The following is a 14,616-nucleotide window of genomic DNA, read 5'->3' as shown; positions in this document are numbered from 1 at the left end:
GTAGGCCTTCGCCTGCTCGCGATAGGGCCATCAGGGCCGATAAAGGTGCACCCGCCGAAGCACCGCCATGGCTTGGTGCGCGAAGATGTAACGAAACGTTAGCGCCGCCCGGCAGTCAGTAGCTTCATCAGCTCCTTTCGGCAAAAGGCCCGCCATGTTCTCGATCCTCAAACAAGAAAGCTTTCTGCTGCTGGCAATCATTGCCGCGTGCATCGCTTATCCGCTGGAACACTGGTTGCTGCACAGCGGCCAGATCGTCGCGCTGGCCGGCGGGCTGGTGCTGATCGGTTTCATCGTCGCCGCTTCGATGCGCGTCGCCCATCACGCCGAACTGCTCGCAGAAAAAGTCGGCGATCCTTACGGCACGATGATCCTGACCCTCGCCGCCGTGCTCGTGGAGGTGGTGATTCTGGCGATCATGATGAGCAACGAAGCCTCGCCCACGCTGGTGCGTGACACGATCTATTCAGCGGTAATGCTCGACATCAACGGCATCCTCGGTCTCGCCGCGCTGATGGGCGGGATCAAGCACGGCGAGCAGTCCTACAACGACGATTCGGCGCGCAGCTACAGCGTGATGATCCTCACCGCGATGGGCGTGTCGATGGTGGTGCCGGAGTTCATACCCGAAGCGAACTGGAAGCTGTATTCGGCGTTCACCATTGGCGCGATGGTGGTGCTTTACACCTTGTTCCTGCGCATGCAGGTCGGGCCGCACAGCTATTTTTTCAGCTACAGCTACCCGGACAAGCGACGCAAGAAAGAGCCCATTGAGCAAGAACCGAAACCGCTGAGCCTGGGCCTGTCGATCGGCATTCTGGTCGGCGGTGTGGTGGTGATCGGTGCGCTCGCCGAGGTGATGTCCAAGACCCTCGATCTCGGCCTGGAAGGCACCGGGGCGCCGCCGGTGATCACGGCGATTCTGGTGGCGGCGATTTCCGCAGCGCCGGAAATCCTCACGGCATTGCGCGCGGCACTGGCCAACCGCATGCAGTCGGTGGTCAATATTGCGATGGGCGCGTCACTGTCGACAGTGATCCTGACTGTGCCGGTGATGGAAGCCATGGCGCTGTACACCGGCCAGCCGTTTCAGATGGCAATGACCCCGGTGCAGACAGTGATGGTCTTCATCACCCTGATCGTCAGCGCAATCAACCTCAACGACGGCGAGACCAACGCCATCGAAGGCATGACCCACTTTGTGCTGTTTGCGACGTTCATCATGCTGTCGCTGCTGGGCCTCTGAAAACAGCTGCCCTCCCGATGATCGTTCCCACGCTCCGCGTGGGAGTGCCGCCACGGACGCTCTGCGTCCACCGCTGGGACGCGGAGCGTCCCGAGATGCATTCCCACGCGGAGCGTGGGAACGATCATGTGGGGAGGTCAGGTCCCGGCGATCAGCTGCCGTGCTGCCTGGCTGTGATCGGCGATCAGGCCTTTCAGATCCAGCCCTTCAACCTGGCCATCCACCACGCGCCACTTGCCGCCAATCATCACCCGATCCGCACGGTCCGCGCCGCACAGCAGCAGCGCCGAAATCGGGTCGTGGCTGCCGGAGAAACGCAGTTCGTCGAGCTTGAACAGCGCCAGATCGGCCTGCTTGCCGACCGCCAGTTCACCGATGTCGCTGCGGCCCAGCAAACTCGCCGAGCCCTTGGTCGCCCAGCCCAGCACGCGTTCCGGGGTGATCTTCTCGGCGCCATAACGCAGGCGCTGGATGTACAGCGCCTGACGCGCTTCAAGGATCATGTTCGAGGCGTCGTTGGACGCCGAACCGTCAACGCCGAGCCCAAACAGCGCGCCGGCGTCGGTCAGGTCGATACTCGGGCAGATGCCCGACGCCAGGCGCATGTTCGAACTCGGGCAGTGGCAGATGCCAGTGCCGGCCTGGCCGAGACGGGCGATTTCGTCCGGGTTGAAATGGATGCCGTGGGCCAGCCAGGTGCGCGGGCCGAGCCAGCCGACGCTGTCCAGATAATCGACGGTGCGCAGGCCGAAACGCTGCAGGCAGAAATCTTCCTCATCAAGGGTTTCGGCCAGGTGCGTGTGCAGGCGCACGTCGAGGGTGTTCGCCAGTTCAGCGCTGGCCGACATGATTTCCGGCGTCACCGAGAACGGTGAGCACGGCGCCAGGGCGATCTGGATCTGCGCACCGTCGCCACGTTCGTGGTACTCGTGAATCAGGCGCTGACTGTCGTCGAGAATCACCTGTCCTTCTTGCACGGTCTGCTGCGGTGGCAGGCCGCCGTCCTTTTCGCCGAGGCTCATCGAACCGCGAGTGAGCATGGCGCGCATGCCCAGTTCGCGCACGGTTTCGACTTGCACGTCGATGGCGTTTTCCAGGCCGTCCGGGAACAGGTAGTGATGGTCAGCAGCGGTGGTGCAGCCCGACAGCAGCAGCTCGGCCAGCGCCACTTTGGTCGCGAGGGCGAGTTTTTCCGGAGTCAGACGTGCCCACACCGGGTACAGGGTTTTCAGCCACGGGAACAACGGCTGATTGACCACCGGCGCCCAGGCGCGGGTCAGGGTCTGATAGAAGTGGTGGTGGGTGTTGATCAGCCCCGGCAGGATCACATGCTCGCGGGCATCGAACACTTCGCTACACGGTGTCGAGGGTTGCTGGCCGGCGGCAAGCACTTCGACGATCACACCGTTTTGCAGAACCAGACCGCCACGCGCGTCGAGCGCGTTGGCCGTGAAAATGGAGAGGGGATTTTTTAACCAGATACGGGTCGCAGGCATGGTCGCCGGCTCCTCTGAAAGTTGGGTTCAGGGTTGCCAGCTCAGTGTTGCCCTGTCTGCTGATCCAGGTTCGCCGCGACGGGCGAGGCGCGCAGTTTCAGACAAATCGCCGCGCCGGGCAAGCCTGACCCGACCAGACAACCTGCAATACCCCTGTGGGAGCTAGCAGGCTAGCTCCCACAGTTACATCTGCGGGCTTACCAGGGAATCGTCTCACCCTTGTAATTGACGAAATGATGCCCGCCCTTGCCGCTGAACGCGTTGACCTGATCGATCAGCCCACGGGTGCTGGTTTCCACATCAAGATCAGCGCCATCACCGCCCATGTCGGTCTTCACCCAGCCCGGATGCAGCGACAGCACGGTCAGTTTCTGCTCGCCCAGTTGCGTGACGAAGGTATTGGTCATCGAGTTCAGCGCAGCCTTGCTCGCCTTGTACAACGCCAGCTCCGGTGCATCCGGCACCGTCACGCTGCCCAGCCCGGAACTCATGAACGCCAGTACGCCGCTGCCATCGCGGATCTGCCCGACAAAACGCTGGGCCAGATTGATCGGCGCCACTGCGTTGGTGAAAAACAGCTTGCCGACTTCGGCCAATGTTGCGCCGCCTGGAGTCTGCACATCCGGGCCCTTGACCCCGGCGTTGACGAACAGCAGGTCGAACGTTTCGCCCTTCAATTGTTGACTGAGGGCGATGACCGCTTGCTGATCATCCATGTCGAGCTTCTCGATCCGCACGCCGCCCAGCGCTTGCAGCGCCTCGGCGTTCTGCGGATTGCGCACCGTGGCGGTGACTTGCCAGCCATCGGCCAGCAGGGTTTTCACCAGCCCGAGGCCCAAACCCCGAGAGGCACCGATGATCAGTGCGTTTTTTGCCTGAGACATGATGGGTTCCTTGATATTCAGCGTTCAGGATTCAATGGACAGGCCTGCCCGAGCCGAAGTTGCAGCGTCCGGCGCAAAAGAGGCAGCGACCGGAGCATACCCCAGCCTTTGCCGCGCATGCTTCCTGAAGTTCTCAAGATTGTTGGATAGGGAACAGGCGTGATTCAGGTGTTGCCTGTGCGGACGCCATCGCGAGCAGGCTCACTCCTACATTGGATCGGGTTCGCAGGTCCCCAGTAGGAGTGAGCCTGCTCGCGATGGGACCATTGAATTCACCTCTCAATGCCCTGATTGCCACGGCTGCCCCAACGACACCGGCGCATACAACCGCGTACGCAACGCATCCCGCGACAGCAGCACCAGCACGATAATCGTCGCCACATACGGCAGCATCGCCAACAGACTCGAAGGAATCGCCAGCCCCAAGCCCTGCGCCACCAGATGCAGGATGCTGGCGAGGCCGAACAGATACGCGCCGAGCAACAACCGCCACACTCGCCAACTGGCAAACACCACCAGCGCCAGGGCAATCCAGCCGCGCCCGGCGGTCATGTTTTCCGCCCACATCGGCGTGTACGCCAGCGACAGATAGGCCCCGGCCAGCCCGGCCATCGCCCCGCCAAACAGCACCGCCAGGGTACGCACGGTCAGCACCGGCAATCCCATCGCGCTGGCCGCATCGGGGTTTTCGCCGACCGCTTGAATGATCAGCCCGACACGACTCTTGATGATCACCCACGCCACCAGCGCAAACAGCGCGAACGACAGGTACACCAGCAGGTCCTGGGCAAACAGCATGCGCCCAAGCAGCGGAATCTCACTCAAGTACGGAATCGCCACCGGTTCAAACCCGGCCAGCGGTTTGCCCACCCAGGCCGCGCCAACGAACGTTGATAGCCCGACACCGAAAATCGTCAGCGCCAACCCGGTCGCGACCTGATTGGCGTTGAACACCAAGGCGACCAAGGCAAACAGCGACGACAGCAGCATCCCCGCGAGCATCGCCAGCAGGACGCCCAGCCACAGGTTGCCGCTGCTGAGCGCGACGATAAAACCGATCACCGCGCCAAACAGCATCATTCCTTCCTGACCCAGGTTGAGCACGCCGCTCTTCTCGCAGATCAGTTCACCCAGCGCCACCAGCAACAGCGGCGTGCCGCAGCGCACCATGGCGTAGAAAATATTGCTCAACAGATCGATATCCATCACAGCGCTCCGGCGGTTACGGCGGTGGTCGACGTGCGCCGCGTCCAGTGCCGATTCAGGCGCGGCCGATAGAGGATCAGCACGTCACAGGCGAGCAGAAAAAACAGCATCATTCCCTGAAACAACTGAGTGATCGCCTGCGGCAAATTGAGGGTCATCTGCGCGCTTTCGCCGCCGAGGTACAGCAGCGCCATCAACAGGCTGGAAAACACAATGCCGATTGGATTGAGCCGGCCGAGAAATGCCACGGTGATCGCCGCGTAGCCATATCCCGGCGATACCTGCGGGACCAATTGGCCAATCGGCCCGGTGACTTCGCTGACCCCGGCAAGCCCCGCCAGTCCGCCGCTGATCAGCAGCGCGAGCCAGATCAAACGCTTCTCGCGAAAGCCGACGAAGCCCGCCGCGCGCTTGTCCAGACCGAGCACTTTGATCTGGAAACCGATAAAGCTTTTCTGCAACAGCACCCACACCGCCACCAACGCGAGCAGGGCGAAATACACCCCGGCGTGCACGCGGCCATCTTCGAGCAACAGCGGCAAGCGGCTGGCGTCGCCGAACATCGCCGACTCGGGAAAGTTGAACCCGGCCGGGTCCTTCAGCGGCCCGTGCACGCAGAACAGCAGCAGGTTCAGCGCGATGTAGTTGAGCATGATGCTGGTGAGAATTTCATTGGCGTTGAAGCGCGTGCGCAACCATGCGGTCAGCCCGGCCCATGCGGCGCCGGCGAGCGTGCCGGTGAGCAGGATCAGCACCAGCGCCCAACGGCTTTGCCAGTCGATGATGTGCACCGCCAGCGCACTGCCGGCGAGGGCGCCGAGGAGCAATTGACCTTCGGCGCCGATGTTCCAGATTCGCGCCTGATAGGCCACCGCCAGACCGAGTGCGCAGAGCAGAATCGGCAGCGCTTTGACCAGTAACTCGGAGATGCCATACATATCGCTGACCGGCACGATCAGCAGTGTGTGCAAGGTTTGCAGCGGATCGTGGCCGAGGGCGATGAACAGCAGCGAGCCGCACGCCAGGGTCAGCGCGGCGGCCAGTAACGGTGAGCACCAGAGCATCGGGCGCGATTGCTGGCCGCGTGGTTCGAGGGAAAGCAGCATGTCAGGAAAACTCCGTTAAACCGTGGCCGATGAAGGTGAGTGCACGAACTGTCCGGCCATCCAGCCGCCGACGTCGCTGAGCTGCGTTTCGCCGGTGTCGTGCAGCGGCGACAGACGGCCGCCGCACAATGCGCCGAGGCGGTCGCTGATCTGGAACAGCTCATCGAGATCTTCGGAGATCACCAGGATCGCCGCGCCGGCATCGCGCAGCGCGATCAACGCGCGGTGGATGGTCGCGGCAGCGCCAACGTCCACGCCCCAGGTCGGGTGTGCGGCGATCAACAGTTTCGGTTGCTGAAGAATTTCCCGGCCGAGGATGAATTTCTGCAGATTGCCGCCGGACAGGCTGCGCGCGGCGGTTTGCGTGTCCGGGGTTTTCACGCCGAAGCGCTGAATGATCTGCGCAGCGAACGCTTCGAGTTTGCCGCGCTGGATCATGCCGCGGCTGACCAGTCCCTGCTGAAAAGCGGTGAGCAGGGCGTTATCGGCCAGGCTCAATTCCGGCACTGCGCCGTGACCCAGACGTTCGGCCGGGACAAACGCCAGACCGAGTTTGCGCCGCGCATCCGGGCGCAGATCGGCAACGTTTTGCGCGCCAAATCGAATGGTGGCGGCGTTTGTTCGAGGCAAGCGCTGTTCGCCGCTGAGCAGCGCCAGCAATTCATCCTGACCATTGCCGGCCACCCCGGCGATGCCGACGATTTCACCGCTGCGTACCTGCAAGTCGATATCGCGCAGCGAGCAGCCGAATGGGTCCGGGTTGTGCCAGCTCAAGCCGTTCACCTGCAAGAACGCCGCGCCGCCGCTGACCTTGGCGTATTCACCGATCAACGCCGCTGCTTCGCCAACCATCAATTGCGCCAGTTGCTGATCCGAGCATTCGGCCGGCCGGCAATGTCCGGCCACTCGCCCGCCGCGCAAGACCGTGGCGCTATGGCACAGGGCGCGAACCTCACCGAGCTTGTGGCTGATAAACAAAATGCTGCTGCCCTCGGCGGCGAGCCGACGCAGGGTGACGAACAGCTCGTCGGCCTCCTGCGGCGTCAGCACCGACGTGGGTTCATCGAGGATCAACAGCCGAATGTCCTGCATCAGGCAGCGCACGATCTCGACGCGCTGACGCTCGCCGATCGACAGGCTGTGGACAAGTCGTTCCGGCTCAAGCGCCATGCCATAACGCCGCGACACTTCGGCAATCTGCGGTGCCAGCTGTTGCGGCGTGCCGGCCGCCGCGCCCATCGCCAAGGCAATGTTCTGCGCCACGCTGAGGGTTTCGAACAGCGAGAAATGCTGAAAAACCATGCCGATTCCCAACTGCCGCGCCTGCGCCGGGTTGCGGATATTCACCGGCTGACCTTGCCAGAGCATGTCGCCCGCATCGGCCTGGGTGACGCCGTAGATGATCTTCATCAAAGTGCTTTTGCCAGCGCCGTTTTCGCCGAGCAGGGCATGGATTTCACCGGGTGCGATACTCAGATCGATGGCGTCATTGGCCAAACAACCGGGGTAGCGTTTGCTGATATGGCGCAGTTGCAGGCGCGGGACGGGCGGAGCGATGGGCATGACAGGCTCGACTGCTTGGAGTTGTGCCTGTGGATAAAGCAATTTCCTGGCCATTGAGTCAGGAACGCGAGCGGGCCGCGTTTGCCGGCACCGGATGTAGAGCGTTGGGTCGTGACAAGAATGGAAACGCAGCACCATTTCAGCGCAAAGGTGTTGATCGGGCTCCAGTTTTGCCCACCGCTAACTGATCAAAAAACGAGCAAACCGTTGCGAAGCAGGCAGAACCTGCGACTGCGCCGGTCATGAACGGGTTATCCACAGGTTGTTCCACAGTTATTGTGCGCAAGCCGAAAAGCTCGGCATAAGCACTGCGGTGCTTTGTTCTAATGGTGCTAAACATCGCTAACTGGTTGTTTAGCCTTGGGATTTCCGTTTCGTCTGGAAAATTGAACGAAAAGTGAACAAACCGCGCAAAGCCGCGTGACAAAAGGGTTACAGACGAATGTACTCAGGTTATCCACAGTCGGGTGCACAGCGGATGTGGGCAACTTGGCGGAATAAGGGTGGACGGCGGCGCCCTAAAAACTCGCAGCGTTCTAGCGCCGCAGCAAAATCCGCCCGCGACTCAGATCGGCCAATTGGCTTTGCAGCAAATCGATGTGGGCCGCCCCCAGTGCCAGCCGCAATTCGACGCCGTTGGCAGTGAAATTTTCCTCCAGCACCAGGCCACCGAGATCGGCGACGCGCAGCTTGACCAGCGCCAGTTCGGAAAATCCACAGGCACAACTCAGCGGCACACGACTGATCAATTCGATCTTGTCTGCCGCTTGCAGGCATTTGTTCGCGCCGCCGCCGTATGCCCGGGCCAAACCACCGGTGCCCAGTTGGATACCGCCGTACCAACGGATCACCAGCACTGCGACCTGATCGCAATCCTGCGCCTCGATTGCCGCCAGAATCGGGCGCCCGGCAGTACCGCCGGGCTCGCCGTCGTCGCTGCTGCGGTATTGCCCGCCGAGTTTCCACGCCCAGCAATTGTGCGTGGCATTCAGATCGCTGTGCTGCTCGAAGAACGCCTGCGCGTCGCTGGGGCTGTCGATCGGCGCGGCGAGGGTGATGAAGCGGCTTTTGCGAATCTCTTCGCGGTACTCGCAAAAACCGCTGAGGGTAAAAGGCATAAAACGTCTTATACAGAAGGAGTGAGGCCGCAGCCCTTGAGGATGATGCGGATCAGGTTGTTGCCAGCGTCTTCCATGTCCTGCTTGGTCAACTTGCTGCGCCCGCTGACCCGGCAGATCTGCGTGGCGAAGTCGGCGTAATGCTGGGTGCTTCCCCACAGCAGGAAGATCAGGTGCACCGGATCGACCGGGTCCATTTTGCCCGCATCGATCCAGGCCTGGAACACGGCGGCGCGGCCCTGGAACCAGGCGCGATAGTCCTGATTGAAATACTCGGTCAGGCATTCGCCGCCGCTGATCACTTCCATCGCGAAAATCCGCGAAGCCTGTGGCTGGCGCCGGGAGAACTCCATTTTGGCGCGGATATAGCGGGTCAGCGCCTCCGCCGGATCGTCCTCGGCGGTCAGGGTGTTGAAGGTGCTGTCCCACAACTCGATGATGTTGCTCAGCACCGCCACGTACAAACCGAGTTTGTTGGTGAAGTAGTAATGCAGGTTGGCTTTCGGCAACCCGGCATTCTGCGCGATGGTGTTCATGCTGGTGCCTTTGTACCCGTGACGGGCGAACTCGTCTTCGGCGGCTTTGAGAATGGTCTCTTCGTTCTTCTGACGAATGCGGCTGGCGGGCTTGCCGCCGTGAGCAGGGACTTCAAAGGTCATAGGCACTTCCGGGTTTGTCTGTGGGTGCAACCAATTGCGTTGATAGCGCACCCACAGGCATCCGACAAGTCCTTGCGCGATAAAACCGTTACGCCTGTTCGATCTTGTTCAGCTTGGCCGGCAGTTCAGCAGCTGCGGTTTGGCTTTCCGGCAGCAGCAGGCACAGGACGATGGCGGTCAGACCGCCGCTGGTAATCGCCGAGTCGAACAGGTTCTGCACCAGTTTCGGCAACAGGTGCAGCAGGTTCGGTTGCGCGGCGATGCCCAGGCCGACACCGAACGAAGTCGCAATGATCAACATGCTGCGCCGGTCCAGCGGCGACTGCGCAAGGATGCGCACCCCGGCCGCCGCGACGGCACCGAACATCACCAGCGTCGCGCCACCCAGCACCGGTTTCGGAATCTGCTGCAGTACCGCGCCGATCATCGGGAACAGGCCGAGGCAGAACAGGATCGCACCGATGTAGAGGCCGACGTAACGGCTGGCGACCCCGGTCAACTGAATCACGCCGTTGTTTTGCGCGAAGGTCGTATTGGGAAATGCGCTGAACGTCGCGGCGATCATGCAGCTTACGCCGTCGCCCAATACGCCACCGCGGAGCCGGCTTATATAAGAAGGACCGCTGATCGGCTGGCGAGCGAGCATGCAATTGGCGGTGAGGTCGCCGACGGTTTCGATGGTGCTGATCAGATAAATCAGCGCGACCGGCAGGAAAGCCGTCCAGTCGAAGCTGAAACCGAACTTGAACGGCGTGGGAAAACTCACCAGCGGCACGTCAGGCAAAGGCTGCGGCAGCAGTTTTCCGCTGAACCACGCCGCCAGACTACCCAGCAGCAGACCGATGATGATCGCCGACAGGCGCACCCACGGCGTGTTCGAGCGGTTGAGCAGAATGATCGTCAGCAGCACAAACACGCCCAGCGCCAGGTTGCCCGGCGCGCCGAAGTCCGGCGCATTGAAGCCACCGCCCAGATCGGTGATGCCGACCTTGATCAGGCTGATACCGATCAGGGTGATGACAATGCCGGTCACCAGCGGTGTGACGACCCGGCGCAACTGGCCGATGAACCGGCTGAGCACGATTTGCACCAGTGCGCCGAAAAAACACACACCGAAAATCATCGCCAGAATGTCTTCCGGGCTGCCGCCACGCTGCTTGACTAGAAACCCGGCCGAGAGCACAGCGCCAAGAAAGGCGAAACTGGTGCCCTGCAGGCAAATCATCCCGGCGCCAATGCCGAACGGCCGCCGCGCCTGGATAAAGGTGCCGACGCCGGAGACCATCAGCGCCATGCTGATCAGATACGGCAGGTGCGCGGTCAGGCCGAGCGCCGAGCCGATCACCAGCGGCGGGGTGATGATGCCGACGAAGCTGGCGAGCACGTGTTGCAGTGCGGCAAGGATCGCGGCGAGGGGTTTGGGACGGTCGTCGAGGCCGTAGATCAGTTCACTGGGCGAATCGGAATCTGGCTGCATGGCGCTGGGCTTCTTGTTCAGGGATCGGGTTGATCCTGCTTTGCAAAAAGCTGTCCACTTGCTCAGGTTATTAGGATTTTTAGTCTGTAAGGCCCAGTGCTGCCGGGCCTTTCGCGGATTTTTAGCGCGTCGCCGCCAGGCTTTCGAGAAAGCTTTCCAGCACCAAATGAGGGCGACGCCCCTTGCGCGTGACCGATGCGAGGCTCAGGTCATAAAAACGTGTGGTGGACTTCAGCGCACGCAGACGACCCTGTTGAACCCAGAGGCTGGCGTAGTGATCCGGCAGATAACCGATGTAGCGCCCGGTCAGAATCAGGAACGCCATGCCTTCACGGTCCGAAGCGCTGGCGGTGCAATTGAGTGCCTGATAATGCGCCTGGATGTCCGCCGGTAAACGGAACGTCGGCGCGATGGCGTCCTGGCTGTTCAGGCGCTGGTCATCGAGTTGCTTGTCATCGACATAAAACAACGGATGGCCGACCGCGCAATAAAGCAGTGATCGCTCGCTGTACAGCGGCTGATACTCCAGCCCCGACAGCGCGCTGGCCTGCGGCACGACGCCGACATGCAGACGGCCATCGAGTACGCCTTGCTCGACTTCATTGGGCGCGATCATGCGGATCTGAATCTGCACATCCGGCCCACGCTCCTTCAACTGCGCGAGTGCGTGGGTGATGCGCATGTGGGGCAGGGTGACGAGGTTGTCGGTCAGGCCGATGATCAACTCACCACGCAAGTGCTGGTGCAGGCCATTGACCTCGGTGCGAAAACTTTCCAGCGCACTCAGCAGTTGCAGCGCCGATTGATAGACCTCGCGGCCTTCTTCGGTCAAGGAGAACCCGGCGCGACCGCGTTGGCACAGGCGCAAACCGAGACGTTGTTCCAGATCGCTCATTTGCTGGCTGATCGCCGAGCGGCCGATGCCCAGCACCGTTTCCGCCGCGGAAAAGCCACCGCATTCGACCACGCTGCGAAAAATCCGCAGCAAGCGAATATCAAAGTCACTGACCTGTGCCAGCGGATCGGGGCGGCGGCTGCTCATTTATTGGGCTCTTTGTTTAGCAGTGTTCTAACTGAAGGTTAGAAAAGTTGAATTTCACCGACTTTATCGCCGTGGCAACTTAGCTGCAATAACGCTTTCTATCTCCCTGCCGCTTATGCCCTGCGAGGTTTTGCCCGATGAACATGCCTGAAAACGCGCCGTCGCCACTGGCCAGCCAACTGAAGCTGGACGCGCACTGGATGCCGTACACCGCCAACCGCAACTTCCAGCGCGACCCGCGGCTGATCGTCGGTGCCGAAGGCAGCTGGCTGTTCGATGACAAGGGCCGCAAGATTTATGACTCGCTGTCTGGTCTGTGGACCTGCGGCGCCGGGCACACTCGCAAGGAAATCCAGGACGCGGTGGCCAAACAGTTGGGCACCCTCGATTACTCGCCAGGCTTCCAGTACGGCCATCCGTTGTCGTTTCAACTGGCGGAGAAAATCACCGAGCTGACCCCGGGCAATCTCAACCACGTGTTCTTCACCGACTCCGGTTCCGAGTGCGCCGACACCGCAGTGAAAATGGTCCGCGCCTACTGGCGTCTGAAAGGCCAGTCAACCAAAACCAAAATGATCGGCCGTGCCCGTGGTTATCACGGCGTGAACATCGCCGGCACCAGCCTCGGTGGCGTCAACGGCAACCGCAAACTGTTCGGTCAGTCGATGATGGATGTCGATCATCTGCCGCACACCTTGCTGCTGGCAAGCAATGCTTTTTCTCGGGGCATGCCAGAGCAGGGCGGGATCGCTTTGGCGGATGAGTTGCTGAAGCTGATCGAACTGCACGATGCGTCAAACATCGCTGCAGTCTTTGTCGAGCCAATGGCCGGTTCGGCCGGCGTACTGGTGCCGCCGCAGGGTTACCTCAAGCGCCTGCGCGAGATCTGCGATCAGCACAACATCCTGCTGGTGTTCGACGAAGTGATCACCGGCTTCGGGCGTACCGGTTCGATGTTCGGCGCCGACAGTTTCGGCGTCACCCCGGACCTGATGTGCATCGCCAAGCAAGTCACCAACGGCGCGATTCCGATGGGCGCGGTGATTGCCAGCTCCGAGATCTACCAGACCTTCATGAACCAGCCGACCCCGGAATACGCGGTGGAATTCCCCCACGGCTACACCTACTCGGCGCACCCGGTAGCGTGCGCCGCTGGGCTGGCCGCACTCGATCTGCTGCAAAAGGAACAGCTGGTGCAGAGCGTCGCGGAAGTCGCACCGCATTTCGAAAATGCGCTGCACGGTTTGAAAGGGGCTAAGAACGTCATCGACATTCGTAACTACGGCCTGGCCGGCGCAATCCAGATTGCCGGCCGTGACGGTGACGCCATCGTGCGTCCATTCGAAGCGGGCATGGCGCTGTGGAAGGCCGGGTTCTATGTGCGCTTCGGCGGCGACACGCTGCAATTCGGCCCAACCTTCAACAGCAAGCCGCAGGACCTTGATCGTCTGTTCGACGCGGTCGGCGAAGTGCTGAACAAGCTCGACTGATTTTCCCTCTTTATAGATGCACAAATGGCAGGCGCTCCTTGCGGGCGTCTGCGCACAAGAATTCAGGAGTGTTCGATGAGCGTTATTCCGCATTTGATCAATGGCGAACTGGTGACCGAGAACGGTCGCGCAGTGGATGTGTTCAACCCGTCTACCGGCCAGGCCATTCATAAACTGCCACTGGCCAGCCAGGCCACCATCCAGAAAGCCATCGATGCCGCCAAGGCTGCATTCCCGACGTGGCGCAATACGCCACCGGCGAAACGTGCTCAGGTAATGTTCCGCTTCAAGCAACTGCTGGAGCAGAACGAAGCACGCATCTCGCAATTGATCAGCGAAGAACACGGCAAGACTTTGGAAGATGCCGCCGGGGAGCTGAAGCGCGGCATCGAGAACGTCGAGTTCGCCTGCGCCGCCCCGGAAATCCTCAAGGGTGAATACAGCCGCAACGTCGGCCCGAACATCGACGCCTGGTCGGACTTCCAGCCACTGGGCATCGTGGCCGGGATCACCCCGTTCAACTTCCCGGCCATGGTGCCGCTGTGGATGTATCCATTGGCGATCGTCTGCGGCAACTGCTTCATCCTCAAACCATCGGAGCGCGACCCAAGTTCGACGCTGCTGATCGCTCAGCTGCTGCTGGAAGCCGGTTTGCCGAAAGGCGTGATGAGCGTGGTCCACGGTGACAAGACAGCGGTGGACGCGTTGATCGAAGCGCCGGAAATCAAGGCGCTGAGTTTTGTCGGCTCGACGCCGATTGCCGAATACATCTACGCCGAAGGCACCAAGCGTGGCAAACGCGTCCAGGCACTCGGCGGCGCGAAGAACCACGCGGTGCTGATGCCGGATGCCGATCTGGATAACGCGGTCAGTGCATTGATGGGCGCGGCGTACGGTTCTTGCGGCGAGCGCTGCATGGCGATCTCCGTTGCGGTGTGTGTCGGTGATCAGGTGGCGGATGCGCTGGTGGCCAAACTGGTGCCGCAGATCAAGGCGCTGAAAATCGGTGCCGGCACCTCCTGTGGTCTGGACATGGGACCACTGGTGACTGGTCAGGCGCGAGACAAGGTCAGCGGTTATGTCGATGACGGCGTCGCGGCGGGCGCAACGTTGGTGGTTGATGGCCGTGGTCTGAGGGTGGCCGGTCACGAAGAGGGCTTCTTCCTCGGTGGCTGCCTGTTCGACAACGTCACCCCAGAGATGCGCATCTATAAAGAAGAGATCTTCGGGCCGGTCCTGTGCGTGGTTCGGGTGAACAGCCTGGAAGAGGCCATGCAACTGATCAACGATCACGAATACGGTAACGGCACTTGCATCTTCACCCGTGAT

At 61.4% G+C, this 14,616-nt stretch carries 12 protein-coding genes (1 of these 12 cut by a window edge); 3 read left to right on the top strand and 9 right to left on the bottom strand.

Going from position 1 to position 14,616, the window contains the following annotated elements; genetic code table 11:
• Positions 1-154 precede the first annotated feature (154 nt).
• Positions 155-1,246 (top strand): calcium:proton antiporter, encoded by a 1,092-nt coding sequence (locus J3P75_RS24265; protein WP_434708456.1) that lies wholly within the window; start codon positions 155-157, stop codon positions 1,244-1,246.
• 137 nt (positions 1,247-1,383) lie between these two features.
• Here J3P75_RS24265 and J3P75_RS24260 read toward each other — a convergent pair whose 3' ends face one another.
• The 9 genes from J3P75_RS24260 to J3P75_RS24220 form a co-directional block, all read right to left on the bottom strand.
• Positions 1,384-2,742 (bottom strand): 8-oxoguanine deaminase, encoded by a 1,359-nt coding sequence (locus J3P75_RS24260; protein WP_434708455.1) that lies wholly within the window; start codon positions 2,740-2,742, stop codon positions 1,384-1,386.
• A 197-nt stretch (positions 2,743-2,939) separates the two neighbouring features.
• Positions 2,940-3,626, bottom strand: coding sequence for an SDR family oxidoreductase (locus J3P75_RS24255; RefSeq protein ID WP_434592616.1), 687 nt, complete (start codon positions 3,624-3,626; stop codon positions 2,940-2,942).
• Between the two features lie 279 nt (positions 3,627-3,905).
• Positions 3,906-4,832 carry an ABC transporter permease gene (locus J3P75_RS24250; protein WP_434708454.1) on the bottom strand — a complete coding sequence of 309 codons (927 nt, stop codon included), beginning with the start codon at positions 4,830-4,832 and terminating at the stop codon, positions 3,906-3,908.
• Entirely contained in the window at positions 4,832-5,938 is a 1,107-nt protein-coding gene (locus J3P75_RS24245) for an ABC transporter permease (protein WP_434708453.1), read from the bottom strand. Before J3P75_RS24245 ends, J3P75_RS24250 begins: the two co-directional genes overlap by 1 nt.
• A 15-nt stretch (positions 5,939-5,953) precedes the next feature.
• Positions 5,954-7,501, bottom strand: a complete 1,548-nt coding sequence (locus tag J3P75_RS24240; protein WP_434708452.1) for an ABC transporter ATP-binding protein — start codon at positions 7,499-7,501, stop codon at positions 5,954-5,956.
• Positions 7,502-8,037: 536 nt separating this feature from the next.
• The gene (locus J3P75_RS24235; RefSeq protein ID WP_434708450.1) at positions 8,038-8,619 is read right to left on the bottom strand and encodes an IMPACT family protein; all 582 of its coding nucleotides are present in this window, start codon (positions 8,617-8,619) and stop codon (positions 8,038-8,040) included.
• 8 nt (positions 8,620-8,627) lie between these two features.
• The gene (locus J3P75_RS24230; RefSeq protein WP_203420639.1) at positions 8,628-9,278 is read right to left on the bottom strand and encodes a TetR/AcrR family transcriptional regulator; all 651 of its coding nucleotides are present in this window, start codon (positions 9,276-9,278) and stop codon (positions 8,628-8,630) included.
• 88 nt (positions 9,279-9,366) lie between these two features.
• Positions 9,367-10,755 carry a uracil-xanthine permease family protein gene (locus tag J3P75_RS24225; protein WP_434708449.1) on the bottom strand — a complete coding sequence of 463 codons (1,389 nt, stop codon included), beginning with the start codon at positions 10,753-10,755 and terminating at the stop codon, positions 9,367-9,369.
• 121 nt (positions 10,756-10,876) lie between these two features.
• Complete coding sequence (locus tag J3P75_RS24220; protein WP_093104952.1) at positions 10,877-11,797, bottom strand: LysR family transcriptional regulator; 921 nt, start codon at positions 11,795-11,797, stop codon at positions 10,877-10,879.
• A 137-nt stretch (positions 11,798-11,934) separates the two neighbouring features.
• Between J3P75_RS24220 and J3P75_RS24215 the strand changes: the two genes are divergently transcribed.
• A complete protein-coding gene (locus J3P75_RS24215) occupies positions 11,935-13,287 on the top strand; it encodes an aspartate aminotransferase family protein (RefSeq protein WP_434708448.1) in 1,353 nt (450 codons plus the stop codon).
• A gap of 75 nt (positions 13,288-13,362) precedes the next feature.
• Positions 13,363-14,616: the 5' portion of a CoA-acylating methylmalonate-semialdehyde dehydrogenase gene (locus J3P75_RS24210; protein WP_434708447.1), read on the top strand. The gene runs 240 nt beyond the window's last position; only the first 1,254 of its 1,494 coding nucleotides appear in the window; the start codon lies at positions 13,363-13,365; its stop codon lies off the right edge, out of view.

Origin of the sequence: Pseudomonas sp. R1-1, from assembly GCF_051132135.1 — a bacterium.
In the GTDB taxonomy this organism is placed as follows: Bacteria; Pseudomonadota; Gammaproteobacteria; order Pseudomonadales; family Pseudomonadaceae; genus Aquipseudomonas.
This window is presented reverse-complemented; position numbering and strand designations above follow the sequence as displayed.

Coding starts and splice junctions, on each gene's coding strand:
- J3P75_RS24235 (WP_434708450.1), bottom strand. CDS start 8,619: ATGCCTTTTACCCTCAGCGGTTTTTGCGAGTACCGCGAAGAGATTCGC.
- J3P75_RS24265 (WP_434708456.1), top strand. CDS start 155: ATGTTCTCGATCCTCAAACAAGAAAGCTTTCTGCTGCTGGCAATCATT.
- J3P75_RS24230 (WP_203420639.1), bottom strand. CDS start 9,278: ATGACCTTTGAAGTCCCTGCTCACGGCGGCAAGCCCGCCAGCCGCATT.
- J3P75_RS24220 (WP_093104952.1), bottom strand. CDS start 11,797: ATGAGCAGCCGCCGCCCCGATCCGCTGGCACAGGTCAGTGACTTTGAT.
- J3P75_RS24255 (WP_434592616.1), bottom strand. CDS start 3,626: ATGTCTCAGGCAAAAAACGCACTGATCATCGGTGCCTCTCGGGGTTTG.
- J3P75_RS24260 (WP_434708455.1), bottom strand. CDS start 2,742: ATGCCTGCGACCCGTATCTGGTTAAAAAATCCCCTCTCCATTTTCACG.
- J3P75_RS24225 (WP_434708449.1), bottom strand. CDS start 10,755: ATGCAGCCAGATTCCGATTCGCCCAGTGAACTGATCTACGGCCTCGAC.
- J3P75_RS24250 (WP_434708454.1), bottom strand. CDS start 4,832: ATGGATATCGATCTGTTGAGCAATATTTTCTACGCCATGGTGCGCTGC.
- J3P75_RS24215 (WP_434708448.1), top strand. CDS start 11,935: ATGAACATGCCTGAAAACGCGCCGTCGCCACTGGCCAGCCAACTGAAG.
- J3P75_RS24240 (WP_434708452.1), bottom strand. CDS start 7,501: ATGCCCATCGCTCCGCCCGTCCCGCGCCTGCAACTGCGCCATATCAGC.
- J3P75_RS24245 (WP_434708453.1), bottom strand. CDS start 5,938: ATGCTGCTTTCCCTCGAACCACGCGGCCAGCAATCGCGCCCGATGCTC.